At 72.4% G+C, this 26,863-nt stretch carries 22 protein-coding genes; 5 read left to right on the top strand and 17 right to left on the bottom strand.

Annotated elements, in window-relative coordinates:
* Nucleotides 1-222: 222 nt before the first annotated feature.
* The 12 genes from A4V12_RS32535 to A4V12_RS32480 all read right to left on the bottom strand — a co-directional run bounded on the left by A4V12_RS32535 (nucleotide 223) and on the right by A4V12_RS32480 (nucleotide 14,302).
* On the bottom strand, nucleotides 223-558 hold the full coding sequence (locus tag A4V12_RS32535) for an RNA polymerase-binding protein RbpA (RefSeq protein ID WP_003957010.1): 336 nt from the start codon (nucleotides 556-558) through the stop codon (nucleotides 223-225).
* A gap of 110 nt (nucleotides 559-668) precedes the next feature.
* On the bottom strand, nucleotides 669-899 hold the full coding sequence (gene secG / locus A4V12_RS32530) for a preprotein translocase subunit SecG (protein ID WP_064073089.1): 231 nt from the start codon (nucleotides 897-899) through the stop codon (nucleotides 669-671).
* 158 nt (nucleotides 900-1,057) lie between these two features.
* Nucleotides 1,058-1,834 (bottom strand): triose-phosphate isomerase, encoded by a 777-nt coding sequence (gene tpiA, locus A4V12_RS32525; RefSeq protein WP_064073088.1) that lies wholly within the window; start codon nucleotides 1,832-1,834, stop codon nucleotides 1,058-1,060.
* Between the two features lie 6 nt (nucleotides 1,835-1,840).
* Nucleotides 1,841-3,052, bottom strand: a complete 1,212-nt coding sequence (locus tag A4V12_RS32520; protein ID WP_064073087.1) for a phosphoglycerate kinase — start codon at nucleotides 3,050-3,052, stop codon at nucleotides 1,841-1,843.
* Between the two features lie 121 nt (nucleotides 3,053-3,173).
* Nucleotides 3,174-4,178 (bottom strand): type I glyceraldehyde-3-phosphate dehydrogenase, encoded by a 1,005-nt coding sequence (gap, locus tag A4V12_RS32515; protein ID WP_064073086.1) that lies wholly within the window; start codon nucleotides 4,176-4,178, stop codon nucleotides 3,174-3,176.
* A 234-nt stretch (nucleotides 4,179-4,412) separates the two neighbouring features.
* Nucleotides 4,413-7,376, bottom strand: a complete 2,964-nt coding sequence (locus A4V12_RS32510; protein ID WP_064073085.1) for a M14 family metallopeptidase — start codon at nucleotides 7,374-7,376, stop codon at nucleotides 4,413-4,415.
* Between the two features lie 381 nt (nucleotides 7,377-7,757).
* On the bottom strand, nucleotides 7,758-8,747 hold the full coding sequence (whiA, locus tag A4V12_RS32505; protein ID WP_064073084.1) for a DNA-binding protein WhiA: 990 nt from the start codon (nucleotides 8,745-8,747) through the stop codon (nucleotides 7,758-7,760).
* Nucleotides 8,738-9,757: a gluconeogenesis factor YvcK family protein gene (locus A4V12_RS32500; RefSeq protein WP_064073083.1), complete on the bottom strand. Its 1,020-nt coding sequence runs from the start codon at nucleotides 9,755-9,757 to the stop codon at nucleotides 8,738-8,740. The genes whiA and A4V12_RS32500 overlap by 10 nt, the downstream gene beginning before the upstream one ends.
* Nucleotides 9,754-10,746, bottom strand: coding sequence for an RNase adapter RapZ (gene rapZ, locus A4V12_RS32495; protein WP_234372424.1), 993 nt, complete (start codon nucleotides 10,744-10,746; stop codon nucleotides 9,754-9,756). Before rapZ ends, A4V12_RS32500 begins: the two co-directional genes overlap by 4 nt.
* Nucleotides 10,739-12,736, bottom strand: coding sequence for an excinuclease ABC subunit UvrC (gene uvrC, locus A4V12_RS32490; RefSeq protein ID WP_064073081.1), 1,998 nt, complete (start codon nucleotides 12,734-12,736; stop codon nucleotides 10,739-10,741). Before uvrC ends, rapZ begins: the two co-directional genes overlap by 8 nt.
* Before the next feature lie 124 nt (nucleotides 12,737-12,860).
* Nucleotides 12,861-13,676: a hypothetical protein gene (locus tag A4V12_RS32485; protein ID WP_064073080.1), complete on the bottom strand. Its 816-nt coding sequence runs from the start codon at nucleotides 13,674-13,676 to the stop codon at nucleotides 12,861-12,863.
* A gap of 5 nt (nucleotides 13,677-13,681) precedes the next feature.
* Nucleotides 13,682-14,302, bottom strand: a complete 621-nt coding sequence (locus tag A4V12_RS32480) for a papain-like cysteine protease family protein (protein ID WP_064073079.1) — start codon at nucleotides 14,300-14,302, stop codon at nucleotides 13,682-13,684.
* Nucleotides 14,303-14,523: 221 nt separating this feature from the next.
* On the opposite strand from A4V12_RS32480, the gene A4V12_RS32475 reads away from it, so the two are divergent.
* On the top strand, nucleotides 14,524-15,462 hold the full coding sequence (locus A4V12_RS32475) for a hypothetical protein (protein WP_064073078.1): 939 nt from the start codon (nucleotides 14,524-14,526) through the stop codon (nucleotides 15,460-15,462).
* A gap of 111 nt (nucleotides 15,463-15,573) precedes the next feature.
* Here A4V12_RS32475 and A4V12_RS32470 read toward each other — a convergent pair whose 3' ends face one another.
* Nucleotides 15,574-16,002, bottom strand: coding sequence for a Rieske (2Fe-2S) protein (locus A4V12_RS32470; RefSeq protein ID WP_064073077.1), 429 nt, complete (start codon nucleotides 16,000-16,002; stop codon nucleotides 15,574-15,576).
* A 122-nt stretch (nucleotides 16,003-16,124) separates the two neighbouring features.
* On the opposite strand from A4V12_RS32470, the gene A4V12_RS32465 reads away from it, so the two are divergent.
* A complete protein-coding gene (locus A4V12_RS32465; RefSeq protein ID WP_064073076.1) occupies nucleotides 16,125-17,009 on the top strand; it encodes a carbohydrate kinase family protein in 885 nt (294 codons plus the stop codon).
* Nucleotides 17,010-17,185: 176 nt separating this feature from the next.
* On the opposite strand, the gene uvrA is transcribed toward A4V12_RS32465, so the two are convergent.
* Complete coding sequence (uvrA, locus tag A4V12_RS32460; protein ID WP_064073075.1) at nucleotides 17,186-20,179, bottom strand: excinuclease ABC subunit UvrA; 2,994 nt, start codon at nucleotides 20,177-20,179, stop codon at nucleotides 17,186-17,188.
* Nucleotides 20,180-20,369: 190 nt separating this feature from the next.
* Here uvrA and A4V12_RS32455 point away from each other — a divergent pair, with 190 nt between their 5' ends.
* The 3 genes from A4V12_RS32455 to A4V12_RS32445 all read left to right on the top strand — a co-directional run bounded on the left by A4V12_RS32455 (nucleotide 20,370) and on the right by A4V12_RS32445 (nucleotide 23,128).
* Nucleotides 20,370-21,053, top strand: coding sequence for a maleylpyruvate isomerase family mycothiol-dependent enzyme (locus tag A4V12_RS32455; RefSeq protein WP_064073074.1), 684 nt, complete (start codon nucleotides 20,370-20,372; stop codon nucleotides 21,051-21,053).
* A gap of 9 nt (nucleotides 21,054-21,062) precedes the next feature.
* Nucleotides 21,063-21,719, top strand: a complete 657-nt coding sequence (locus A4V12_RS32450; RefSeq protein WP_064073073.1) for an MBL fold metallo-hydrolase — start codon at nucleotides 21,063-21,065, stop codon at nucleotides 21,717-21,719.
* A 122-nt stretch (nucleotides 21,720-21,841) separates the two neighbouring features.
* Nucleotides 21,842-23,128 (top strand): MFS transporter, encoded by a 1,287-nt coding sequence (locus tag A4V12_RS32445; RefSeq protein WP_064073072.1) that lies wholly within the window; start codon nucleotides 21,842-21,844, stop codon nucleotides 23,126-23,128.
* 10 nt (nucleotides 23,129-23,138) lie between these two features.
* Here A4V12_RS32445 and A4V12_RS32440 read toward each other — a convergent pair whose 3' ends face one another.
* The 3 genes from A4V12_RS32440 to A4V12_RS32430 all read right to left on the bottom strand — a co-directional run bounded on the left by A4V12_RS32440 (nucleotide 23,139) and on the right by A4V12_RS32430 (nucleotide 26,861).
* Complete coding sequence (locus A4V12_RS32440) at nucleotides 23,139-23,441, bottom strand: hypothetical protein (protein ID WP_064073071.1); 303 nt, start codon at nucleotides 23,439-23,441, stop codon at nucleotides 23,139-23,141.
* A gap of 150 nt (nucleotides 23,442-23,591) precedes the next feature.
* The gene (locus A4V12_RS32435; protein ID WP_064073070.1) at nucleotides 23,592-24,608 is read right to left on the bottom strand and encodes a TerC family protein; all 1,017 of its coding nucleotides are present in this window, start codon (nucleotides 24,606-24,608) and stop codon (nucleotides 23,592-23,594) included.
* A gap of 243 nt (nucleotides 24,609-24,851) precedes the next feature.
* Entirely contained in the window at nucleotides 24,852-26,861 is a 2,010-nt protein-coding gene (locus A4V12_RS32430; protein ID WP_064073069.1) for a TerD family protein, read from the bottom strand.
* Nucleotides 26,862-26,863: the final 2 nt, after the last annotated feature.

The following is a 26,863-nucleotide window of genomic DNA, read 5'->3' as shown; positions in this document are numbered from 1 at the left end:
TGCCTGCTTGCCCCGCTGCCCCTCCAACCTAATTGATCTGCGGCACCGGCGAGGCGCACGGCGGGCGCGGGGAGCACCGGGACGGCCGGTGGTGCGGGCGGACGGCGGGACGGGGCACACGCGCCGCCGGGAGGGACCGGCAGCGGGCGGTGGAGGAATGCGGGCGGCGGGGGACGGAAAAGGGGCCCTGTCGGTGGAATCCACCCACAGGGCCCTCGTCGCTCAGATCTCGCCGCGGAGTTTCGCCAGTGCCTCGGCCAGGATCGCCTCGCCGTCCGCGTCGCTGCGCCGCTCCCGTACGTACGCGAGGTGCGTCTTGTACGGCTCGGTGCGCGGCGGGTCCGGCGGGTTGTCCCGGTCCTGGCCGGCCGGGAACCCGCACCGCGGGCAGTCCCAGGTGTCGGGGACCTGCGCGTCACTCGCGAAGCTCGGCTGCGTCTCGTGCCCGTTCGAGCACCAGAAGGAGATGCGGAGTCGCGGCGCGGACTCGCCCCGCTCGGCCTCCCCCATCGGCCCCGCGCCGACCCGGCTTCCCCGGATCGCGTTGCCACTTGCCACGGTTGTAACTCCCTGCGTGATGGTGCTCGAAGATGCCCCAGTCTACGTAAGGCCCAACGCGCGTCCAGTGATTGGAGTTACACCCCTCCCCGGGACGCGGAACCGTAACGTCAGTTGTCCAGCTTGATCAGGAGAGCAAGTACGACAATGCACGCGAACCACAGCAGACCGACGACCACGGTGATGCGGTCCAGGTTGCGCTCGGCGACCGAGGAGCCACCGACGGACGACTGCATGCCGCCACCGAACATGTCGGAGAGGCCGCCGCCCTTCCCCTTGTGCATCAGCACCAGCAGCATCAGCAGCGCGCTGAAGACGATGAGGGCGATCGAGAACCCCATAACCACGGCTGGACCCTACTTCCTGGCAATTCTCGGATTACACGGACTATCGGACGTCTACGGACGACGGGGGCCCAGGCTCCGAATGAAGAGCCTCGGCCCCCGCAAGGGTACGACGATTCCGCCCTACCGCATACTCACCGGTCGCGGAACCGGACTCACTGGTCGCGGAACCGGACGATCTTGACGAACTCCTCGGCGTCCAGCGCCGCGCCGCCCACCAGGGCGCCGTCCACGTCGGGCTGGGCCATGATCGCGGCCACGTTCGAAGCCTTGACGGAGCCGCCGTACTGGATGCGGACCTTGTCGGCCAGCTCCTTGGAGTACAGCTCGGCGAGGCGCCCGCGGATCGCCCCGCAGACCTCCTGCGCGTCCTCGGGCGTGGCGACCTCGCCGGTGCCGATGGCCCACACCGGCTCGTACGCGATCACGATGGTCTCGGCCTGCTCGGCCGGGATGTCCTTCAGGCCGCCGTCGAGCTGCGCGAGCGTGTAGGAGACCTGGTCGCCGGCCTTGCGGATGTCGAGGCCCTCGCCGACGCAGAGGATCGGGAGCAGGCCGTTGCGGAAGGCCGCCTTCACCTTGGCGTTGCAGACCTCGTCCGTCTCGGCGTGGTACTGACGGCGCTCGGAGTGGCCGACGGCGACGTAGGTGCACTTCAGCTTGGACAGCATCACACCGGAGATCTCACCGGTGTACGCGCCGGAGTCGTGCGCCGAGATGTCCTGGGCGCCGTACTTGATCTTCAGCTTGTCGCCGTCGACCAGGGTCTGGACGGAACGCAGGTCGGTGAAGGGCGCGAGGACGGCGACCTCGACGGCCTCGTAGTCCTTGTCGGTCAGGGCGAAGGCGAGCTTCTGGACGTGGGCGATGGCCTCGAGGTGGTTGAGGTTCATCTTCCAGTTGCCCGCCATCAGCGGGGTACGGGCGGTCATTGAGGGTCAGTCCTCCAGTGCGGCGAGGCCGGGAAGCGTCTTGCCTTCGAGGTACTCGAGGCTCGCGCCGCCGCCGGTCGAGATGTGGCCGAATGCGTCCTCGTCGAAGCCCAGGGTCCGCACGGCCGCGGCGGAGTCTCCGCCGCCGACGACCGTGAAGGCCGGGGAGTCGACGAGCGCCTGGGCGACGGCCTTGGTGCCCTCGGCGTAGTCGGGGTGCTCGAAGACGCCCATGGGGCCGTTCCAGAAGACGGTGGCCGCGTCGGCGAGCTTCGATGCGTACAGCTTGCGGGTCTCGGGACCGATGTCCAGACCCTCCTGGTCGGCCGGGATGGCGTCCGCGGCGACCAGCGTCGGGTGGGCCGGGGCCTTGGTCTTCAGGTCCGGGAACTCCGGGGAGACCAGCACGTCGACGGGGAGGACGAACTCCACGCCCTTCTTCTCGGCACGGGCCAGGTAGTCCAGGCATGCCGGGACCTGGTCCTCCTGGAGGAGCGAGATGCCGACCTCGTGGCCCTTGGCCTTGAGGAAGGTGTACGCCATGCCGCCGCCGATGAGGATCCGGTCGGCCTTCTCCAGCAGGTGGTCGATGACGCCCAGCTTGTCGGAGACCTTCGCGCCGCCCAGCACCACGACGTACGGGCGCCGGACGTCGTCCGTGAGCTTCTTGAGGACGCCGACCTCGGTGGCGATCAGGTAGCCGGCGTAGGCGGGCAGCAGGCGCGGCAGGTCGTACACCGAGGCGTGGCCCCGGTGCACGGCGCCGAAGCCGTCACCGACGTACACGTCCGCGAGGGCGGCGAGGCGGGCGGCGAACTCGGCCCGCTCGGCGTCGTCCTTGGACGTCTCACCGGCGTTGAAGCGCAGGTTCTCCAGGACGGCGACCTCGCCGTTCCCGAGGCCCTCGACGGCGGAGTGGGCCTCGGAACCGATGGTGTCGCCGGCGAAGGCGACGGGGCGGCCGAGCAGCTCACCGAGCCGGGAGGCGGCGAAGCGCAGCGTGAAGGCGGGGTCCGGCTCGCCCTTGGGGCGGCCGAGGTGCGAGGCCACGACGACCTTGGCACCGGCTTCGGTCAGCGCCTTGACGGTGGGGAGGACGGCGCGGATGCGGCCGTCGTCGGTGATGGTGGTGCCTTCCTGCGGCACGTTGAGGTCGGCGCGGACGAATACCCGCTTGCCCTCGACACCTTGGCGGAGAAGCTCGTCGATCGTCTTCATCTGTCCCTGTTGCTCCGTACTCCTTGGAAGATCGGCGCAAGCGTCAGGGCTCGTACAGCGCGGCGTTGCGCTGCCCGAGCCCTGCGCTCACATCGAAGTGCCTGCCCTGGTCCCCGGTTTCTTAGAGCTGGCCGCCGACGTAGACGGTCAGGTCGACGAGGCGGTTGGAGTAGCCCCACTCGTTGTCGTACCAGCCGACGACCTTGACCTGCTTGCCCTGGACCATCGTGAGCTGCGAGTCGAAGGTGCAGGAGGCGGGCCAGTTGACGATGTCGGAGGAGACGATCGGGTCCTCGGTGTACTCGAGGATGCCCTTCAGCTGGCCCTCGGCGGCCTTCTGGAAGGCGGTGTTGATCTCGTCCTTGGTGACCTCGCGGTCGAGCTCCAGGACCAGGTCGGTGACCGAGCCGGTCGGGACCGGGACGCGCATGGCGATGCCGTCCAGCTTGCCCTTCAGCTGCGGGAGGACCAGGGCGGTGGCCTTGGCGGCGCCCGTCGAGGTCGGGATGATGTTCTCCGCGGCGGCGCGGGCGCGGCGGAGGTCCTTGTGCGGGAAGTCCAGGATGCGCTGGTCGTTGGTGTACGCGTGGACCGTCGTCATCATGCCCTTGACGATGCCGAAGTTCTCGTCGAGGACCTTGGCCATCGGCGCCACGCAGTTGGTGGTGCAGGAGGCGTTGGAGATGACGTGGTGGTTGGCCGCGTCGTACTTGTCCTGGTTGACACCCATGACGATGGTGATGTCCTCGTCCGTGGCCGGAGCCGAGATGAGGACCTTCTTCGCGCCACCGGCGATGTGCTTCTCGGCATCGGCCTTCTTCGTGAAGATGCCGGTCGACTCGATGACGATGTCGACGCCCAGCTCGCCCCAGGGGATGTCGGCCGGGTTGCGCTCGGAGAGCACCTTGATGGTGTGGCCGTCGACGGTGATCGTGTCGGCGGTGTGGGTCACCTCGGCCTTGAGGCGGCCCAGGATGGTGTCGTACTTCAGCAGGTGGGCCGTGGTCGCAGTGTCACCCAGGTCGTTGACAGCCACGATCTCGATGTCTGCACCCTGCTCCAGCAGCGCGCGGAAGTAGTTACGACCGATGCGGCCAAAGCCGTTGATGCCTACGCGGATCGTCACGAACCGATCTCCTCGTTAGGTACGCCGGGTTTCGACGCCCGGCGAGTTTCTATTAGGGATGTCCCCGACCGCTTACGACCCTACCTCTCCCCAGGCGGCGGAGTGACATCGAGCGCACCCGTACGCGCCCGGCGGACCGGAACCCTTTTCCTACTGGACAGTACGGTCCGCCGGGGCGTTCGAGCGGCTACCGAACGTCAGCTCGGGGCGCTCGTCGGTGCGGGTGTGCGCTCGTCAGTGCCGGAGGTTGCGCAGTGCGGTGCCGAGCAGTCGGGCGCGCTCGGTGGAGCCGCGCACGTGCTCCAGTCCGAAGCCGAGCAGGACGGTGTCACGGGTGGTGACGGCCGCCCGGGAGTGGAACAGCGCCGGCGAGCGGGACCAGTCGGCGGTGTTGCCCGGGCTGCCGGCCGGCGGGCCTGGCACGCTCCAGGCGCCGAGGGAGGTCTCGAAGCCCTCGCCGTCCCGGGTGGTGCCGCCGGCGACGAGCGCGGTGTCGTCGACGAAGACACCCGTCGCCCCGGTCCCCGGGTCGGAGACGTAGGAGACGGACAGCTCGACCCGCTTGCCCGCGTAGGCGCTCAGGTCGACGGAGACCGGCTGCCAGCCGCCGGAGGTGCCGGTGAAGGCGTGCCAGGCGCCGGTGGTGCCGGTGGCGGTGCAGCCGTCCTCGCCGAGCGTGAGGTAGTGCGCGAGGAAGGGGTGCCCTGCCAGGTAGTAGCCCTCGGCGCAGTCGGCCGGCACCGCGGTGGAGGAGCGGCCGTGGGCGTCGGGCAGGGTCGTCCAGTCGTCCCGGCCCACGGTGCGGGCCTCGACGATCACGTTGTCGTAGCCGGGTTCGGTGTCGTGGCTGAGCCGGAAGCGCAGCGTGGGTTTCGCCGCGGCGCCGGTGCCGGTCAGGTCGACGGTCCGGGTGAGCCGCATCCAGGCGTTGTCGGCGTGCCGGGCGGCCGCGAAGGTGTCGCCCTCGTAGGGCTCGAAGGGGGTGCGCACCCCGGGGTAGTCGCCCGCGGCGGCGCTGCGGAACTGCGGGAACCGCTTCGGGTCGAGGGTCTCGGAGGTGACGGTGTAGGCGCCTGCGCTGTCGAGCGGGTTGCCGGGCGCGTCGGCGAGCGGCGCCTCCGTACCGGCGAAGCGGCCGGTGCCGCGGAAGGCTCCGGGGGCCGCCATGCCGGAGCGGCGGTAGGCGCCGAGGTAGTACTGGGCGAAGTCGTCCGAGTCGGCGCGGCCGATGTCGACGTACCCGCCCGCGTGCTCACCGGCCTCGACGAGTTTGCCGCCCTCGTTGAGGTACTCCCGTACGGCGAGGGTGGTGTCACCGGAGGGCCGGCCGGCGCCGGTGTACCGGACGACGGTGGTGAAGTGGCCGAGCACGCCGAGCGGGTGCGGGGTGCCCTGGGTGGCGACGTCCCAGACGGCGGCCCTGCGGCCGTTGTCCCGCACCGCGGCGGTGTAGGCGGCGGCGTGCCGCGCCGGGGTGGTGCCGCCCTCCTCGGCGAGGACGAGGGTGTCGCCCCGCGGACGTGCGGCGATCGTGTACGTGAAGGGGGTCGAGGACACGCGTGCGCCGTCGCGGGTCCGGCCGGTGAACCAGACCTCGACGGTGTCGCCGGGTTCGCCGTCCTGCACCTCGGCCCGGTACTCGTCGTAGTAGAGGTTGTCCTCGCCGCCGTACGTCTCGCCGCCCTTCCAGGCGCGGAGCCGCTGGTCGTGCGTACGGCCGCCGTTGACGCGGTACTTGAGCTCCTTGTCCCGCAGGGACTTGCGGGCGGTCACGGCGACCTCCTGGTCGGCGCCTTCGTACGCGTAGGAGGTGGTGAAGGTGTCGGGGACGAAGGCCGGGGCGCCGGCGCCGGCCGGGGAGACCGGGTCGTCGGGGCGGGCGGCGGACTCGGCGACGGCGAGCGCGAACGGGACGTTCTTGGCGAACTCCTGCTGGATGAGCTTCTCGTCGTCGGGGAAGGTGAAGACGGACGCGCAGTCGGCCGGTTCCCACGCGTCGTTCGGGTCGACGCGGGAGGCGGTGGCGCAGGTCGACATCTCCGGGGTGAACATCTGCATCCCGTTGACGTTGGCCGCGTGGCCGTCGGCCTCGCCGTTGGTGGTGTACAGCTCGGAGGAGACCTGGGGGCGGTAGCCCGGGATCGCGGGCTTGTCCGGGGTCCCGGCCAGGGCCTTGAGGGGCACGTCGTCGGGGGTGTCGGTGGCGACCTGCCAGCCGACGCCGTAGAGGATCAGCTGGGCGGCGGAGTGGTAGTTGATGCCGTACTGGAAACCGATCCGCTTCTGGAAGGCGTCGACGGCCCTGGTCTCGGGTTCGGACATGGGGCCGGTGCCCCGGTAGGTCTCGTCGGCCGGGTCGGGGGACGATCCCTCGTCGTCGTAGCCCCATTTGTAGGAGAAGTTGCGGTTGAGGTCGACGCCGTCGCCCGGCGCGATCCTGCCGTCGCCGTTGTTGTCGCGCAGGTTCTTGCGCCACTGGCGGTTGGCGGGGGCGGCGTGCGTGTGGTCGTAGCCGTCCGGGTTGGCGGAGAGCACGAACCACAGCTCGGTGGTGTCGACGATCCTCGTGATCCGCGGGTCCTTGCCGTAGCCGGCGAGGTAGTGGTGGAGGAGCCGCCGGTTCATCTCGGGGGTGATCCACTCGCGGGCGTGCTGGTTGGAGAGGTACAGGGTGGCGGGCTTGGTCCCGTCCCCGGACTTCTTCGCGTTCCTGGAGAGTTTCAGGGCGAGGATGTCCTGGCCCCGGACGGTCCGGCCGATGCTGACGACCTTGGTGAGGGCCGGGTGGGCCCGCGCGGTCGCCAGGATCTCCTCCTTGAGGCCGCCCTTGCCGCCGTACGGCCGGAAGACGCCGTCACCGGCGGCGGCGACGCGCTTCTCGGCGGCCTTGGCGAGGTCGTGCCCGGTGAGCTCGACGCCCTGGTCGCGCAGGTCCTCGGCCTGCCGTTTCGTGAGGTACAGCTCGATGGTGGCGGTGCCCTCGTCCGGTACCTGTTCGGTCAGTTCGTGACCGTCGGCGCCGGCGTCGAGCAGGAGCGGAACCTGCTCCTCGGTCACCTCGGCGTGCCATACGGAGAGGCTGTCGGCGCCTCCGCCGGTCCCGCCGTCCTGTTGCTCCGCCCCGGCGACGGGTGCCGCCGCCAGCCCGGTCACCAGCAGTGAAGCCGCGGCGAGGATCGCTCTCGCTCTGCGTCCCATGTGCCCCCCTTGCTGTTGTCTGCCACGAAAGTGGACAGGCGCCAGGCTCATGACTCTTCATGATCATGTCAATAGCGCCTCGGGGGCACCGGCCGGACTCCGCCGCCCCGGCCCCCGGCCGGCACGAGGGCCGGGCGGGACGGTCGGGAAGCCCCGCGGAAGGCGGGCCGGAGGTCCGCGGGCCGGCCGGCGGACGTCGGCGAAGGCACCCGGCGCCCGCGGGGGACGGACGCCGTCAGCCACCGGAGCACCGGCCGTCTCCACCGCCGGGGCCGGGGCCATCGGCCACCGGCTCGGGCCTTCTCGACGGGTCCGGGACCGTGCCCGCGCGCCTCACCGTCCCACCGTCCTGCCGGGCCGGGCCGGAAGACTCCCCCGGGATCAGCCGACGAGGCCGTCGGCCATCTCCTCGGTGAGGTTCGACTCCGTGCCGGGGATGCCCAGGTCCTGCGCCCGCTTGTCGGCCATGGCCAGCAGGCGGCGGATCCGGCCGGCGACCGCGTCCTTGGTCAGCGGCGGGTCGGCCAGGGCGCCCAGCTCCTCCAGGGAGGCCTGCTTGTGCTCCATGCGCAGCCGGCCGGCCGCCGCGAGGTGCTCGGGCACCTCCTCGCCGAGGATCTCCAGGGCACGCTGCACCCGGGCCCCGGCCGCGACCGCGGCGCGCGCCGAACGGCGCAGATTGGCGTCGTCGAAGTTGGCCAGCCGGTTGGCGGTGGCACGGACCTCGCGGCGCATCCGCCGCTCCTCCCACGCCAGCACCGACTCGTGCGCCCCGAGGCGGGTCAGCAGCGCGCCGATCGCGTCACCGTCCCGTACCACCACGCGGTCCACGCCCCGCACCTCGCGGGCCTTGGCCGCGATGGAGAGCCGGCGCGCCGCGCCGACCAGCGCGAGCGCGGCCTCCGGGCCCGGGCAGGTCACCTCCAGGGACGACGAGCGGCCCGGCTCGGTCAGCGAGCCGTGCGCCAGGAACGCACCGCGCCACGCGGCCTCCGCGTCACAGGTGGCACCCGACACGACCTGCGGCGGCAGGCCCCTGATGGGGCGGCCCCGGCCGTCCACCAGTCCGGTCTGGCGCGCCAGCTGGTCGCCTCCCGCCACCACCCGCACGACGAAGCGCGAACCGCGCCGCAGTCCGCCCGGCGCCATCACGATCAGCTCGGAACCGTGCCCGAAGATCTCCGCGATGTCCCGCTTCAGGCGGCGGGCCGCCATCGCGGTGTCCAGCTCCGCCTCGATCACGATCCGCCCGCTGACCAGGTGCAGCCCGCCGGCGAACCTCAGGATCGACGAGACCTCCGCCTTTCTGCAGCAGGTCCGGGTGACGGGAAGCCGGGAGATCTCGTCCTTCACCGCTGCCGTCATCGCCATGGGCCGATCCTTCCATGCATCCGAAAAATACGGTCGTACGCGGCGGCCAACAGCTCCGGGTCGTGCTTCGGCGAGCCGTCCTTCCTCGCCACCGGGGCCAGCTCGACCGCGGCACCGAGCCGCTTGGCGGCATCTGCGAGGGACTCGCGGTCGGGCACGGCGGCCTCGTCGGCCAGCACCACGTCCAGGGCGAGTTTAGGGGCGTGTCGTCCCAAAACCTCCAAATGACGCTGCGGGGAGAAGCCCTCGGTTTCTCCGGGCTGCGGTGCGAGGTTCAGCGACAGGACCCGGCGTGCCTTGGTCTCGACGAGCGCCTCCAGCAGCTCGGGCACCAGCAGGTGGGGGATCACCGAGGAGAACCACGAACCGGGACCCAGCACCACCCAGTCCGCGTCGAGCACGGCCGCGACCGCCTCCGGCACGGCGGGCGGGTCGTTCGGCACCAGGTGGACGGACTGCACCTCACCCGGGGTGAGCGCCACGGTCGCCTGGCCCCGGACGGTGTCCACGTCGTCCGGGCGGTCGGGGTCATGGCCCTTCACCAGCGCCTGGAGCTCCAGCGGCACGGCCGACATGGGCAGCACCCGCCCGTGCGCGCCGAGCAGCCGGCCGACGAGGTCGAGCGCCTGGACGTGGTCGCCGAGCTGCTCCCACAGGGCGACGATCAGCAGGTTGCCGACCGCGTGCTCGTGGAGGTCGCCCTTGGACTGGAACCGGTGCTGGATGACGCGGGACCAGGTCTGGCCCCAGTCGTCGTCGCCGCACAGCGCCGCCAGGGCCTTGCGCAGGTCCCCGGGCGGCAGCACGCCGAGCTCCTCCCGGAGCCGGCCGCTGGACCCGCCGTCGTCGGCGACCGTGACCACGGCGGTCAGGTCACCGGTGATGCGGCGCAGCGCGGCGAGAGACGCGGACAGGCCCATGCCGCCGCCGAGGGCCACGACCTTGGGCTGGGTACCGCGCCTGCGGAGCGTACGGACGGACAGCGTCGTACGCCGGCGGTGCTGCCTCACTCGCGCCCCATGTCCCGGTGGACGACGACGGTCTCGACCCCTTCCGAGGCGAGCCGGGCGGCGAGCTTCTCGGACATGGCGACGGAACGGTGCTTGCCGCCCGTGCAGCCCACGGCGATCGTCACGTACCGCTTGCCCTCGCGGCGGTAACCGGTGGAGACCAGCTGCAGCAGCTCGGTGTACCGGTCGAGGAACTCCTTGGCGCCGGGCTGGTTGAAGACGTAGCCCGACACCTCCTCGTTGAGCCCGGTGTACGGGCGCAGCTCCGGCACCCAGTGCGGGTTGGGCAGGAAGCGGCAGTCCACGACCAGGTCGGCGTCGACCGGCAGGCCGTACTTGTAGCCGAACGACATGACCGTGGCGCGCAGCTCCGGCTCCTCGTCGGACGCGAACTGGGCGTCCATCTTGGCGCGCAGCTCGTGGACGTTGAGGCTGGAGGTGTCGATCACCAGGTCGGCGTCGCCGCGCAGCTCGCGCAGCAGGTCGCGCTCGGCGGCGATGCCGTCGACGATCCGGCCGTCGCCCTGGAGGGGGTGCGGGCGGCGCACCGACTCGAAGCGGCGGACCAGGGCCTCGTCAGACGACTCCAGGAAGACGATCCGGCGGGTGACCTGCTTGGCGTCGAGGAGCGCGAGCGACTCGCGCAGGCTCTCGAAGAACTGGCGGCCGCGCACGTCGACGACGACGGCGATGCGCGCCACATTGCCCTGGGAGCGGGCGCCGAGCTCCACCATGGTGGGGATCAGCTCGGGCGGCAGGTTGTCGACGACGAACCAGCCGAGGTCCTCCAGGCACTTGGCGGCGGTGCTGCGACCGGCGCCGGACATGCCGGAGATGATCACCAGCTCGGGGATGGCCGCCTCGGCGGCCTCTCCGGCCTCGATCGTCGTGCCCGTACTCACGTGTGCTGCTCCGTCTTCTCGCGCTGTCGGCCGTGGTCCCGCCGTCGCCGCCGGATCCGGCACGGCCGTCGGGTGGTGCTCAGACATGTCCCGTTCCCCCGTCGTCCTCATCCATGATCTCTCCTGTCGCCGTGTTCACGGCGGGAGCGGCCGGAGCCGCCTGGGCGAGGGCCACGGCCACGGCTTCGGCGGTCTTCCGGCCGAACCCCGGCACCTCGCAGATCTGCTCGATTGTCGCCTGCCTCAGGCGCTTCACCGAGCCGAAGTACTTGATCAGCGCCTGCTTGCGGGCGTCGCCGAGACCGGGGACGGCGTCCAGCGGGCTGGTCCGTATCCGCTTGTGGCGCTTGGTGCGCTGGTAGCGGATGGCGAAGTCGTGCGCCGTGTCACGGACCCGCTGCAGGAGGTACAGCCCCTCGCTGGAGCGGGGCAGGACCACCGGGTCGTCGTCGCCGGGCAGCCAGACCTCCTCCAGGCGCTTGGCGAGCCCGCAGACGGCCACGTCGTCGATGCCGAGCTCGTCGAGGGCCCGCTGAGCGGCGGCGACCTGCGGCTGTCCGCCGTCCACCACCACCAGCTGCGGCGGGTAGGCGAACTTCTTGGGCCGGCCGTCGTCCTCCGGGGTCTGCGCGGGGACCTCTCCGTCGGCCTCCTCCAGGGCCCACTCGCCGGTCCTCTCCTTCTCGGCGAGGTACCGGCGGAAGCGACGGGTGATCACCTCGTGCATCGAGCGGACGTCGTCCTGGCCCTCGAAGCCCTTGATCTGGAAGCGGCGGTACTCGCTCTTGCGGGGCAGGCCGTCCTCGAAGACGACCATGGACGCGACGACGTCCTCGCCCTGGAGGTGGGAGATGTCGAAGCACTCGATGCGCAGCGGGGCCGTCTCCAGGTCCAGGGCCTCCGCGATCTCCTCCAGGGCGCGCGAGCGGGTGGTGAGGTCGCTGGCGCGCTTCGTCTTGTGCAGGACGAGGGCCTGCTGGGCGTTGCGGCCGACCGTCTCCATCAGCGCCTTCTTGTCGCCGCGCTGCGGGATGCGCAGGGACACCTGGGAGCCCCGGCGGCCGGACAGCCACTGGGTGACGGCTTCCAGGTCCTCGGGGAGGGCGGGGACCAGCACCTCCTTGGGGACGGCGTCGCCGCTCTCCTCGCCGTACAGCTGCTGAAGCGCGTGCTCGACGAGGCCGGCGGTGTCGACGGCCTCCACCTTGTCGGTGACCCAGCCCCGCTGGCCGCGCACCCGGCCGCCGCGGACGTGGAAGATCTGCACGGCCGCCTCCAGCTCGTCCTCGGCGACGGCGATCAGGTCGGCGTCGGTGGCGTCGGCGAGGACGACGGCGCTCTTCTCCATGGCCCGCTTCAGGGCCTCTATGTCGTCGCGGAGCCGGGCGGCCTTCTCGTACTCCATGTCCTCGGCCGCCAGCACCATGTCCTTCTCCAGGCGGCGGATGTAGGTGCCCGTGCGGCCGGCCATGAAGTCGCAGAACTCCTCGGCCAGCTCCCGGTGTTCCTGCGGGTCGACCCGGCCGACGCACGGGGCCGAGCACTTGCCGATGTAGCCGAGGAGGCAGGGTCGGCCGGTGCGCTCGGCGTTCTTGAACACGCCGGCCGAGCACGTCCGCACGGGGAAGACGCGCAGCAGCAGGTCGACCGTGTCGCGGATGGCCCAGGCGTGGCTGTACGGGCCGAAGTACCGGACGCCCTTCTTCTTCTGGCCGCGCATGACCTGGACGCGCGGGAAGTCCTCGTTGAGGGTGACGGCCAGATACGGGTAGCTCTTGTCGTCGCGGTACTTGACGTTGAACCGCGGGTCGAACTCCTTGATCCAGGAGTACTCCAGCTGGAGCGCCTCGACCTCGGTGGAGACGACGGTCCACTCGACGGAGGCGGCCGTCGTCACCATGGTGCGCGTGCGCGGGTGGAGGCCCGCCAGGTCCTGGAAGTAGTTGGCGAGCCGCTGGCGCAGGGACTTCGCCTTCCCGACGTAGATCACCCGGCGGTGCGCGTCACGGAATTTGTAGACCCCCGGCGAGTCGGGGATCTGTCCCGGCTTGGGGCGGTAGCTGGAGGGGTCTGCCATGCCTCACACCCTACTGGCGTCCACCGACACCACGGGTGCCCCCGCGATGCGGGGGGAGGCCGGCCGGCGGGGCTCGCGTGGGGGCGGTGCCCCGCCGGCCGGCCCGCGGAGGGCGCTCCGGGCGTCAGTCCCGGCGGCGGCGCGGCCGCAGGGCGCGCAGGGCGCCGGTCAGCACCAGGGCGGAGGCGGCCAGGGCAGCCGCCGCGGCTGCCGCGACGGGCGCGGTGGCTCCGGGGGACGCGGTGGACGCGGCGGGCCCGGTGGACGCGGCGGCGGACGGGCCGCCCGGGGTGACGGGTGCCGGGCCCGCGGGGGCTCCGTACCCGCCCGCCGCTCCCCGCCTCGCGTACGCCGAACCGGGCAGCTTGTCCCCGTACGCCGCCGCCACCCGGTCCCGGTAGGCGGCGAGCGTCGTGCCGCCGGCCCCCACGGCGCGCACCGCGTCCTCGTCGAGCGGGAGCACCCTGGTGCCCCGGTGGACGTACCAGGCGTCGATCTGGGGCTCCCGGAAGACCGTGCCCCCGGGCAGCCGCCGGGCGCCCTCCTCCGCGTACCGGATCTCGTCGTCACCGGTCGCGATGTTCACCACCCGCCAGCCGTTCGCGCCCCGGCGGGCGGTCCACACGGAGGCCTTCCGCCCGTCGGACGAGACCGCCCGGGACGCGTGGAACTCGACCCGGGCGACCGGTGCCCCCGCCCTGCCCGCCACGAAGTCCGGTGACAGGAGGCGGACGGGGACGGCGCGGCCCTCGACACGGGGGCGGCCGGCGTCACGCGTCACGGCCGCCCCGTCCCGGGCGAAGAACCGGGAGAGGGTGTCGAGCGTGGCGGGGGCGCCGACCGCCGCGTCCGGGGTGCCGGCGGCGGTCGCGGTGGGGACGGCGAGGACGGTGAGCGCGGCGGTCAGCGCTGCCGCTGCCGTCGCACGACGTGGGGTCATCGTTCTCACGCCCCTGTCCGGTAGAGCGAGTGGGTCCAGGAGAAGGAGCCGTTGTCGACGTACCAGGCGTGGGACGCCCAGTTGTAGCGGCTGCTGGAGGGCCAGGGGTCGCCCCAGTACACCCAGCCGTCGGCGTCGTCGTAGCCGTACACGACGTGCATGTGGCCGCCGCCGCTCGCCCACTGGATCCGGGTCTCCACGGGGCGGTCCGCGTCGATCTCGGCCCGGACGGTGGAGTACCGCAGCCAGCCGTCGACGTACGAGCCCGGGGCGACGCCCGCCCAGCGCAGCCCGGTCTGCACGTTGCCCAGGGTGGCCTGCCAGTTGGGGCAGTCCTGGCCCTGCTGCCGGTTGAACGCGGCGTTGCAGAACTGGTTCTGGGAGTAGGAGCGGCCGAACCAGGTGGCGATGGTGTTGCCACCGGCGGCCCAGCACCAGTTGGTCTTGGCCTGTGCCTGCATGGTGATGCCGAGGCGCTTGGCGGCGAGGGCGGTCGGGGAGTCGTCCTCGGCGGTGGCGGCGGACACCGGGCCGAGGAGGGTGGTCGTGGCGGCGAGGAGCACCGCGAGCAGGAGCCGTCGCGCTCTGCCCGCGGACTCGCCCGCGTGGGTGGCTGGTTGGCGCATCGCGTTCCTCCGTGGGGATCGTGGGGAGGGAGGATCGCGTCCGGACGCTGAGGCGAGCATCGATCGTTGTCGGGGGCAGGTCAACACGCTTCAATGCGGGATGACACCGCGCTGTGAACGCCACTGGTTGACGAGTGAACGGATCCCCGCCCCCACCTGCCCGCCCGTCACCGCCGCCCGGAGTCGCACCGCCCCGCCGTGAACGTTCACCGAGGACTCCCATGGGACACACCGAGACCGATCTGGCGCAGTTCCTTCAGACGGGCCCCTTCCACCTGGCGCTGCGCGCGGCGCTGGAGGTGCGCGGACTGCCGTTGCAGCGGGTGCAGCACCATCTCGCGCACCGCGGGATCAGGGTCGGGGTGACCAGCCTCTGCTACTGGCAGCAGGGCGCCCGGCGTCCCCAGCGGCCCGAGTCGCTGAAGGCGGTACGGGCGCTGGAGGAGCTGCTGCGGCTGCCCGGCGAGTCGCTGATCCGGCTGCTCGGCGATCCGGCCGGGGACGGGACGGGGCCCGGGCCCGGCGGCCGGCCCGCGGGCCGCTCCTACCGCTCGCTGCTGGAGGTCTCCGGAGCGGTGGAGCGGCTGATCGCGGAGCTGGAGGCGCCCGCGGACGGCGGGCTGCACACGGTGGGGCACCAGGAGCGGGTACGGATCGGCGCCGGGCGGGAGCTGGTCGGCCGGACGTCGCAGCAGGTGGTGCGGGCCCACCGGGACGGCGTCGACCGCTATCTCGCCATCCACCACGGCGACCCCGGCTGCGACCCGGAGCGGGTGGTGGTGCGGGCGGGCGAGAACTGCCGTACGGGGCGGGTGCGGCGGCACGGGGACACCGGGGTGGTGGTCGCGGAGCTGCTGTTCGACACACGGCTGCGGGCCGGTGACACGTACCTCTTCGGGTACGGCTTCGAGGACGGTACGGGCGGGGTGAGCGGCGAGTACGTGCGCGGTTTCAGCTTCGCGGGCGGGCAGTACGTCCTTCAGGTGCGGTTCCACGAGGACGCCCTGCCGGTACGGTGCCGGCGCTTCGCGCAGTCGGCGGCGGGCGCGCCGCGCGGCGCCCGCAGCGACCTGACGCTGAGCGGGCGGCACCGTACGGTCCACTTCGTGGAGCAGGGGGTCCGGCCGGGGATCCTGGGGATCGACTGGGACTGGCAGTGAGCCGGTGACCCGCCGCGGCCCGGGCGTCCGGCGCGTGCGGCGGGTGCGTCGCGCAGGGGCGTCCGGCGCGTGCGAGGGCGTGCGGGGCGTCGCGCCCGGGTTCCTCCGCCGTCAGGCGTCGGGGCCGGCGACCAGCTTCCCGTCGGTCACCTTCACCGGGACCTCGGGGAGGGGCGCGGTGGCCGGGCCCCGCAGGGCCTTCCCGGTGGTGACGTCGAAGCGGCTGCCGTGGCAGGGGCAGTTGCCCTCGGTGCCCTCCACCTTGTCGAAGACGCAGCCGGCGTGGGTGCACTGGGCGCTGAACGCCTTGTACTGGCCCTTGGCGGGACAGCTCACCACCAGGCGCTGCTCGCGGAAGAGCTTGGCGCCGCCGACCGGGACGGCGTCCGCCGCGCCGAGGTCCACCGGCGCGGTGGGGGTGGGCGTCTTCGCGTGGCCCAGCTTGGACTCGGTGGAGCAGGCGGCCGCGCCGACCCCTGCGGCCCCGGCGAGGGCGGCGCCTTTCAGCACGGTACGGCGGGCGGGCGGCTGGCCGGGCATGGGGGCTCCACGGTGGGCTGGTGGGTGTCGGTGACGGAACCGACGATACCGGGGTAGATCGGAGGCCCGTCGCGGGGGTTCGGGCTGTCGTGCGGCGGACCCGATGGGCTACGTTCTGCCCCGTGATCGTCGCCGCCGGAGAGTCCCTGATCGACCTGGTCCCCGAAGGGGCCGGACCGCTGTCGGCCCTGGTGCCGCGGCGGGGCGGCGGCCCCTACAACACGGCGGTCGCCCTGGGCCGGCTCGGTGCTGAGGCCGCCTTCTGCTCCCGGGTGTCGACGGACGCGTTCGGCGAGGTGCTGCTGGACGGGCTGCGGGCGGCGGGCGTCACGACCGGCCTCGTCCAGCGGGGTCCGGAGCCGACGACCCTGGCGGTGGCATCGGTCGGCGCGGACGGCTCCGCGGGGTACTCGTTCTACGCCGAGGGCACGGCCGACCGGCTCTTCGAGCTGCCCGGGCCACTCCCGGACGCCGTGCGGGCCATCGCCTTCGGTACCTGCTCCCTGGTCCTGGAGCCCGGCGCAGGGGCGTACGACGCGCTGCTGCGCAGGGAGGCGGGGCGCGGGGTCCTCACCCTGCTGGACCCGAACGTCCGGCCCGGCCTGATCCCCGACGCGGACGCCCACCGGGAGCGGTTCCTGGGCCGGCTGCCGTACGTGTCGCTGCTGAAGCTGTCCGAGGAGGACGCGGGGTGGCTGGGCGGTTCGCCCGCCGAGTGGCTGGCGGCGGGGCCGTCCGCGGTGGTGCTGACGCGGGGCTCGGAGGGGCTGACGGTGTTCACGGGCGAACTGACCGTCTCGGTGCCCGCCGTCCCGGTCTCGGTCGCCGACACCATCGGGGCGGGCGACACGGTGAACGCGGCACTGCTGCACGGTCTGGGCTCCCGGTCGCCCGCCGCGCTGGACGCCGACGAGTGGGCGGATCTGCTGACCTTCGCGGCGCGCGCGGCGGCGGTCACCTGCTCCCGGCCGGGCGCCGAGCCGCCGTACGCGGCCGAACTGGAGTGACGGCCGGCCGCCGGAGCCGGGCCGGGGCGTTGCCCAGCCGGTGACAGGGCGCCCCGTGGGGCATGGCCACCGCCCCTGGCTGGGGCAGGTCTCCCCCGCGCCGGCCGTGCTGCCGCCCGGCCCCGGGCGGCTGCCGGGCGCGGGGCGCACGCGTCGCGTGGGCCCCGCTCCGGGGGTCAGGCCGTGCTGGACCGGGCCGTCCGCTTCTTCGGCTTGGTCGTCTTGGCCGTGGCCGTCTTGCGGGCCATGCCGTCCGCCGCCGCGACCGTCTTCTTGGCCGTCCGCTTCCGTGCCGCCGGGACCGCCGGGGCGGCGTCGCTGATGCGATCGGCGCCGAGGATGTCGCGGAGGAACTTGCCGGTGTGGCTGGCCGGGACGGACGCGACCTGCTCGGGCGTGCCCTCGGCGACGACCAGGCCACCGCCGCTGCCGCCCTCGGGGCCCATGTCCACGACCCAGTCGGCCGTCTTGATGACGTCCAGGTTGTGCTCGATGACGATCACCGAGTTGCCCTTGTCCACCAGGTTGGACAGCACCGTGATCAGCTTGGAGATGTCCTCGAAGTGCAGACCGGTGGTCGGCTCGTCCAGCACATAGACCGTGCGCCCCGTCGACCGCTTCTGGAGCTCGGACGCCAGCTTCACACGCTGGGCCTCGCCACCGGAGAGGGTCGGCGCGGGCTGGCCGAGCCGGACGTACCCGAGGCCGACCTCGGTGAGGGTGCGCAGGTGGCGGGCGATCGTCGGGACGGCCTCGAAGAAGTCCAGGGCCTCCTCGATCGGCATGTCCAGCACCTCGGCGATGGACTTGCCCTTGTAGTGGACGTCCAGGGTCTCCCGGTTGTAGCGCGCGCCGTGGCAGACCTCGCACGGGACGTACACGTCCGGCAGGAAGTTCATCTCGATCTTGATGGTGCCGTCACCGGCGCAGTTCTCGCACCGGCCGCCCTTCACGTTGAAGGAGAACCGGCCGGGCAGGTAACCCCGGACCTTCGCCTCCATCGTCTCGGCGAACAGCTTCCGGACGTGGTCGAAGACGCCGGTGTACGTCGCCGGGTTGGACCGCGGCGTCCGGCCGATGGGCGACTGGTCGACGTGGACGACCTTGTCGACCAGGTCGTCGCCGTCCACGCGCGTGTGCCGCCCGGGCACGGACTTGGCACCGTTCAGCTCGCGTGCCAGGTGGGTGTACAGGATGTCGTTGACCAGCGTCGACTTGCCGGAGCCCGAGACTCCGGTGACCGCCGTCAGGACGCCCAGCGGGAACGACACGTCGATGTCCCGCAGGTTGTTCTCCCGGGCGCCGTGCACGGTCAGGCGCCGGGCCGGGTCCACCGGGCGGCGGACGTCGGGGGTCGGGATGGACCGCTTGCCCGCCAGGTACTGGCCGGTCATGGAGTCCTTGTTCGCCAGCAGCTGCTTCAGGGGCCCGGAGTGGACGACCTTGCCGCCGTGCTCGCCGGCGCCGGGGCCGATGTCGACGACCCAGTCGGCCACCTTGATGGTGTCCTCGTCGTGCTCGACCACGATGAGCGTGTTGCCCATGTCCCGCAGCCGCACCAGGGTCTCGATCAGCCGGTGGTTGTCGCGCTGGTGGAGGCCGATGGACGGCTCGTCCAGCACGTACAGCACGCCGACCAGCCCGGAGCCGATCTGGGTGGCGAGCCGGATGCGCTGGGCCTCGCCGCCGGAGAGGGTGCCGGCCGCGCGGTTGAGCGACAGGTAGTCCAGGCCGACGTCGACCAGGAAGCGCAGCCGCTCGTTGACCTCCTTGAGCACCCGCTCGGCGATCTTCTTGTCGCGGGCGTTCAGCTTGAGCTCGCCGAGGAAGTCGGCGCACTCGCTGATCGACATCGCGGAGACCTCGGCGATGGACTTCTCCATGACCGTGACCGCGAGGACGATCGGCTTGAGGCGGGTGCCCTCACAGGTGGGGCAGGGCACCTCGCGCATGTAGCCCTCGAAGCGCTCCCTGCTGGAGTCGCTCTCGGCCTCGCTGTGGCGCCGCTTGACGAAGGAGACGGCGCCCTCGAAGGCGGGCGTGGTGTACGCCCGCTCCCTGCCGTACCGGTTGCGGTAACGGACCTCGACCTGGGTCCGGTGCCCGTACAGCAGCGCCTTCCGGGCGCGGGCCGGCAGCCCTGCCCAGGGGATGTCGGTGCGGAAGCCGAGGGCCTGGGAGAGGCCGCCGATCAGCCGCCCGAAGTACTCCTTGGTGTGGCCGTGCGACCAGGGGTGGATCGCCCCCTCGTCGAGGGACCGCTCCTCGTCGGGGACGACCAGCTCGGGGTCGACCTCCATGCGCGTGCCGATGCCGGTGCAGTCGGGGCAGGCGCCGAAGGGCGAGTTGAAGGAGAAGGACCGGGGCTCCAGCTCCTCGAAGGACAGGTCGTCGTACGGGCAGTACAGGTGCTCGGAGTACATCCGCTCGCGCTCGGGGTCGTCCTCGGGGAGGTCGACGAAGTCGAGCACGACCATCCCGCCGGACAGACCGAGCGCGGTCTCCACGGAGTCGGTCAGGCGGCGCTTGGCGCTCTCCTTGACCGTGAGGCGGTCGACGACCACCTCGATGGTGTGCTTCTCCTGCTTCTTCAGCGTGGGCGGCTCGGTGAGCTGGATCGTCTTCCCGTCCACCCGCGCCCGGCTGTAGCCCTTGGTCTGGAGGTCGGCGAACAGGTCGACGAACTCGCCCTTGCGCTCGCGCACCAGCGGCGACAGGACCTGGAAGCGGCTGCCCTCGGGCAGCTCCAGCACCTTGTCGACGATGGCCTGGGGCGACTGCCGGGAGATGGGCCTGCGGCACTCGGGGCAGTGCGGCTTCCCGATGCGGGCGAAGAGCAGCCGGAGGTAGTCGTAGACCTCGGTGATGGTGCCGACCGTGGAGCGCGGGTTGCGCGAGGTCGACTTCTGGTCGATCGAGACGGCCGGCGAGAGGCCCTCGATGAAGTCGACGTCCGGCTTGTCCATCTGGCCGAGGAACTGCCGGGCGTAGGAGGAGAGCGACTCGACGTACCGGCGCTGCCCCTCGGCGAAGATCGTGTCGAACGCGAGGGAGGACTTGCCCGACCCGGAGAGCCCGGTGAAGACGATGAGGGAGTCGCGCGGGAGGTCGAGCGAGACGTTCTTCAGATTGTGCTCGCGCGCGCCACGGACGATGAGACGGTCGGCCACGCCGGTCCGCACCTTTCTTGAGAGAAGCGGGGGCACAGCCCCCGTCCCAGCTGTTCAAGCCTACGGGGGGCCGCCAAATGGATGTCTGGCTTTCAAGGATGCCTCTACCGAGCGTATAGCACGCGCATTCGATTTCCGGACGCGCTCAGCCACCTTCACCCGATCGTGTGGCAGCGCTAGGGTCAGCACCATGATCGACCACGCGCATGACCTGGCCTCTGTACGTGAGGCGACCGACCGGCTGCTCAGCGCTGCCGCGAAACTCGACGACGCCGCCGTGGCCGCGCCGTCCCGGCTGCCGGGGTGGACCCGCGGCCACGTACTGGCCCACCTCTCACGTAACGCCGACGCCCTCGTAAATGTTCTCCGGGGCCGCCCGATGTACGTCAGCGCCGAGGCGCGCGACGCCGACATCGAGCGCGACGCCCCCCGCCCGCTCGCCGCCCAGCTCGACGACGTGCGCGACAGCGCCGCCCGCTTCGGGGCGGAGGGCGAGGCGCCGGCCGACTGGGACCGCCGGGTGGAGCTGCGCAACGGGGTCACCGACCGGGCCGCCCGGGTGCCCTTCCGCCGCCTGGTCGAGGTGGAGCTGCACCACGTCGACCTGGGCATCGGCTACGAGCTGGAGGACCTTCCGCAGGAGTTCACCCGCCGGGAGATCGCGTTCCTCGCCGACCGCTTCGCCGGCACCCCGACCGTGCCCCCGACCCGTCTGCTCGCGGCCGGCGAGGAGTGGCGCACGGGAGGCGGCGAGGGTCCCGGAGTGACCGTCTCGGGCCCGGCGGCCGACCTCCTCGGCTGGCTCGCGGGCCGCCGCGACGGCGCGGCCCTGGAGGTCACCGGCGGCACCCTTCCCGTTCTGCCCCCGCTATAGGCTGGGGCCATGACGTACAGCGGAGCGGTGAGGGTGGGCGGGCCCGCCGATGTGCACGAGCTGACGGACCTGATGATCTCCAAGGTCGCGGTCGGGCCGATGGACAACAACGCGTACCTGCTGCGCTGCCGGGCCACCGGCGAGCAGCTGCTGATCGACGCGGCGAGCGAGCCCGCGACGCTGCTCCGGCTGATCGGTGACGACGGCATCGCCTCCGTCGTCACCACCCACCGCCACCGCGACCACTGGGACGCGCTGGCCGAGGTCGTGTCGGCGACCGGCGCCCGGACGTACGCCGGGGCGTACGACGCCGAGGGCATCGACGTCACGACGGACGTCCCCGTCGAGGACGGGGACGTCCTCCGGGTCGGCCGGGTGGAGCTGACCGCCCGCAGGATGGTCGGGCACACGCCCGGCTCCATCGTGCTCGTCTACGACGACCCGCACGGTCATCCGCACGTGTTCACCGGCGACTGCCTCTTCCCCGGCGGCGTCGGCAACACCCGCCAGGACCCCGACGCCTTCGCCGGCCTGCTCCTCGACGTCGAGACCAAGCTGTTCGACGCGCTGCCGGACGAGACCTGGATCTACCCCGGCCACGGCAAGGACACCACGCTGGGCGAGGAGCGCCCGAAGCTCCCGGAGTGGCGCGAACGCGGCTGGTAGTCGCTCCGCACACCTCCCCCGCGCCCCCGTAACCCGGGGGCGCCGCGGGTAGTTGGCGCGACATGCACCAGAGTTGTCCTCCCGGTACGTCCCCCTCCCCCACGCCTGCCCGCACGCCGTCCATGGTGCGGCTCGCCGCCGCCTCCCTCGCCGGCACGGCCATCGAGTTCTACGACTTCTTCGTCTACGGGACCGCCGCCGCGCTGGTCCTGGGGCCCCTGTTCTTCCCGACCTTCTCGCCGGTCGCCGGGACCCTGGCGGCCTTCGGCACCTTCGCGGTCGGCTTCGTCGCCCGCCCGCTGGGTTCCGTCCTCTTCGGGCACGTCGGCGACCGGTACGGGCGGCGGCCGGTCATGTTCGCGTCCCTGGTCCTGACCGGTGCGGCGACCGTCGCCGTGGGGTGCGTCCCGTCGTACGCGACGCTCGGCGTCACCGCTCCGGTGCTGCTCCTGGTCCTGCGGTTCCTCCAGGGGCTCGGCCTCGGCGGCGAGTGGGGCGGGGCGGTGCTGCTGACGGTGGAGCACGCGCCCGTGCGGCGGCGCGCGCTGTGGGCGAGCTTCCCGCAGGTCGGCCCCGCGGTCGGGTTCCTGCTGGCGAACGGGGTGATGCTCGGGCTGTCGGCGGGGCTCAGCGACGCCCAGTTCCGGGAGTGGGGGTGGCGCGTGCCGTTCTGGGGGGCGGGGCTCCTGGCGGCCGGCGGGCTGCTGCTGCGCAGCTCGCTGACGGAGACGCCGCAGTTCCGGGAGCTGGCCGAGAGCGGCAGGCGGGCGAGCGCCCCGCTGGTGGAGGTGGCGCGCGGCCACTGGCGGCTGGTGCTGCTGACCGCCGGCGCCCTGGCGGTCGGGTACGCGATCTTCTACGCGGTGTCCACCTGGGCGCTCGCGTACGGCACCGAGCGGCTCGGGGTGAGCCGCACGGTGATGCTCGTCTGCATCATGGCGGCGGTGGCGGTCAAGGGCGTGATGACGCCGTTCGCGGCGATGCTGGGCGACCGCGTCGGACGGCGGCCGATGTGCCTGGCCGGGTGCGCGGCCGCCGCCCTGTGGATGTTCCCGATGGTGGCCCTGCTGCACACCGGACGGCCCCTGCTGATGTTCCTGGGGTTCACGGGGGCGCTGCTGGCGTTCATCACGATGTTCGCGGTGGTGGCCGCGTACCTGCCGGAGCTGTACGAGCCCCGGGTGCGCTGCACCGGCGCGGCCGTCGGCTACAACCTGGCGGGGGTGGTGGGCGGCGCGCTGACCCCGATGGTGGCGACGGCGTCGGCGGGCGGCTCGGGGCCGCCGTGGGGGGTTGCCGCGTACCTGACGGCGATCGCCCTGCTGAGCCTCGGCTGCTTCGCCCTGCTGCCGGAGACGCTGCCCCGGCCGGTGGCCGATCCCGCCCTCGAACCGGCGGCCGCCCGGTGAGCCGCCGGCGTCAGCGCAGCTCGTCCTCGGCCATCAGGTCGCAGTCGGTGAAGGAGGGCGGGCGGGTGCAGAGGGCTGCGATCCGCCGGGCCATCTCCGTGGTCGCGGGGTCCTCGCTGTTGCGCATGGCCTCCTCGTACGAGTCGAAGTGGACGATCACGAGGTAGCGGTTGGAGTTGTCCCGGTCGCGCAGGAGGACGCGCCGGGACGGCCCGCCGGCCCCGCCCGCCGTGGCGGCCCGCCGCTCCTCCATGAGCGCTTCCATGTCGTCGATGCGTTCCGTCTCGAAGTCGATGATCTGCGCGAACTTCATGCGGCTCTCCGCGTGGGCCGTGCCCCGGGGGTCGGGGCGCTCCCGTCAAAGCAAACACCGGCCGGGGCGGACCGCAATGCGGGCCGCCCCGGCCGGTGCCGCGCTCCGGCGTGTCACGCCGGAGCGGTGGGCCGCAGGGCCGTCGGGCCGTCAGGCCCCGACGCTGTCCTTCGGGGACTTCTCGATCCCGTCGCCCGCCTCGGCCGCCGCGGCGGCCTCGCGCTCCGCCTGCTTCTTGGAGGCGATCAGGCTGGTGATCGTGGTGATGATCAGGACGCCGCAGATCACCGCGAGCGAGACCGGGATGGAGATCTCGGGCACGTGCACCCCGGACTCGTGCAGGGCGTGCAGCACCAGCTTGACGCCGATGAAGCCGAGGATGACCGACAGGCCGTAGCTCAGGTGGACCAGCTTCTTCAGCAGGCCGCCGATGAGGAAGTACAGCTGTCGCAGACCCATCAGGGCGAAGGCGTTGGCGGTGAACACGATGTACGGGTCCTGCGTCAGGCCGAAGATCGCGGGGATCGAGTCCAGCGCGAACAGGACGTCCGTGGTGCCGATGGCCAGCATGACCACCATCAGCGGGGTCAGGATGCGCTTGCCGTTGCTGCGGATGAAGAGCTTGGTGCCGTGGTACCTGTCGGCGACGCCGAAGCGGTTCTCGATGGACTTCAGGAGGCGGTTCTCCTCGAACTCCTCCTCCGGCTCGTCCGCGCGCGCCTCCTGGATCAGCTTCCAGGCGGTGTAGATCAGGAACGCGCCGAAGATGTAGAAGACCCAGGAGAAGCTGGCGATGATCGCGGCACCGGCGGCGATGAATATCGCGCGGAGCACGAGGGCGATCAGCACACCGATCAGCAGCACGCGCTGCTGGAGGTGGCTCGGCACGGCGAACTTCGCCATGATCAGGACGAAGACGAACAGGTTGTCGACACTGAGCGACTTCTCGGTGATGAAGCCGGCGAAGAACTCGCCGGACGCCTGCGTCTCACCGAAGAGCAACAGGCCGAGGCCGAACATCGCGGCGAGGACGATCCAGACGACCGTCCAGATTCCGGCTTCCTTGATCGACACGTCATGGGGCTTGCGCCCGATGAAGAAGTCGACCGCGATCAGGGCGGAGAGACCAAGAATGGTCGCCACCCACAGACCCATTGAAACGTCCATTGCGCCTCCGGCGTCGTACGGCTACTGATCAGCGTCGTCGCTGCCGGAGGTCTCTTCCACCCGGGCCGGCCGGCATCGGTCGCCGGTCGCACCACGGGCCGGCGCCCCGGGACGGTCCTACGTCCGACCGTCCGTATTGACGGGTACGCCGCGCACGGGAGTACTCCCCTCCGCACCAAGAACGTTACCGTAAAGACCAAAGAAAGGTAAAGGGGAAAGTAAAAGGCGACCCAAGTGCGCAGGTCAGCGCCGCCAGTTGGTCCGGGCCTCGACCACCTGGGAGAGGACCTGCCGCAGGACGCCGCTGCCCGCCGGCAGCCGGGGCGGCTCGTACGTCCACGCGTGGCCCACCCACGGGTCGGCCAGGTGGTCGTCGGGGACGGGCGTCAGGCGCAGCAGCGACCGCCAGAGCGGGTCGAGCACCGGCCCGTACGCAGCGGCGTCCTCCCGGTCGGCGACGAGCAGCAGGTGCACACCGACCGCCGGGCCCTCGTCGGCCAGGTACCGCAACTGGGTGACGGCCCGGTCGTCGAAGCCGTGCGGGAAGTCGTTGACGATCAGCAGCTGGTCGGCGGTGTCCAGGTCGGGCGGAAGCGCGTCGGTGGCGCCGCCGCCGACGGCCATCCGCACCAGCTCCACGCGCTGGGTGAGATGGGACAGGACGGACGCCACCCCGTGTGCGCCGGACGCCGGAGGGGCCGCGAGGACCCCGGAGGCGGTCAGCGGGGCGAAGGAGGCGGCCGCCGCTCCCGCCGGGTCGATGACGTGGACGGTGTACTGCCCGGCCGGGTGCACGGCGAGGAGCCGTGCCGCGTGCAGGACCGCCGTGTCCACGGCCAGCCGGCGCAGCTCGGCGTCGTCCATCACGATGGCCGCTTCCGAGCCGGCGCGGCCGCTGTCGATCCACAGGCCGCGCTCCAGCGGGAGCCGCATCAGCATCGGGATGCGCAGCTCGGGGCTCTCGGGCAGGTGGAGGTCGCCCAGCCGCAGCGCCATCGGGGCCTCGCGGGGGACGCGGTAGCCGTGCCACACCGGGTTGTCCCAGCCGGCGTACGCGACGGGGAGGGCCGGCTCGACGACCTCGGACTCCGCGGTGAGCTGCGCGAGGTCCCGGTCGAGCGCCTCCCGTGCCCGGGCGGTCAGATCGTCGCACTTGGCGCGGGCCTCGGCCCGGGCGGCGTCCCCGGCGGAGCCGATCCGGCTGCGCGGATCGGACAGCACACGGTCGAGCTCCTGGTCCATCCGCGACTCGGCGAAGTCGACGGCGCTGCGGTACGCGGCGGTGGTGCGGGCCAGGTCCTCGAACATGCCCCACACCTGGTTGTAGAGGCGCTCGTCCATGGACCAGCCGCTGGCGTCACCGGCGACCGGCGTGGCGGGCCGGCCGGGTTCACCATGGGGGCCGGGGTCCGCCTGCGGCCGGCCGGCCGCGGCGGGCGGCGGGGCGGCGGCCGCCCGGCCCGGGTGGGCGTAGCTGATCGGCCCGCCCGCCACCGGCCCGCCGGGCGGGGGCGCGGCCGCCGCTCCGGTGGCGGTGGTGTCGGCGGGGCCGGCGGGGCCGGCGGCGGCGCCCGTGAGAGGGCCGGCGGCCGGTCCCGCGGGCGCGGTGTCGGCGGGTACGCCGGACGCGGAGAGGGCGGCGCCGTGCCGGGCGCGGTCCCCCTCGGCGGTGCGCGGCGGCGGGGCGGCGACCGACCGGTCCATCCCGTGGGCGACGGCCTCGTGGATGGCGGCCGCGAGCTCGGCGGCCCGGTCGAGGCCCTGGTCCGCGAGCATGGCGGCGAGCCCGCCCGCGTACCCCTGGCCGACGGCGCGGACCTTCCAGGCGCCCTGCCGGCGGTACAGCTCCAGGGCGACGACGGCCGACTCGGTGTCCAGTCCCGTGATCGTGTAGCTGGCGACCTCGGTGCCGTCGAGCGCGGTGACGGCGGCGAAGGGCGCGGCGACCGCGCCGAACCGTGCGGGGCCGCCGGGTGTGCCGGGCAGGGCGAGGAGCAGCGTCACCCGGTGCGCCGCCTCGGGCAGCGCCCCGAGGTCCACGGCGAGCCGGTGGTCCGCGGCGGCCTGGCGGGAGACCTCGAGGCCGGGGAGGGCGGGCGAGCCGGGGTGCGCCACCCACTCGGGGCCCGTCACCCTGCCGGTCTCGTCGGCGAGCGTGGCTCCGGCGATCACCGGTGCGCCGGCCGACACCCGGATCTCCAGACGGGTGTGGGGCAAGGGATGGTTCTGCCCCCGGACCAGCTCGGCCGTCATGC

Source organism: Streptomyces noursei (genome assembly GCF_001646665.1).
In the GTDB taxonomy this organism is placed as follows: Bacteria; Actinomycetota; Actinomycetes; order Streptomycetales; family Streptomycetaceae; genus Streptomyces; species Streptomyces lavendulocolor.
This window is presented reverse-complemented; position numbering and strand designations above follow the sequence as displayed.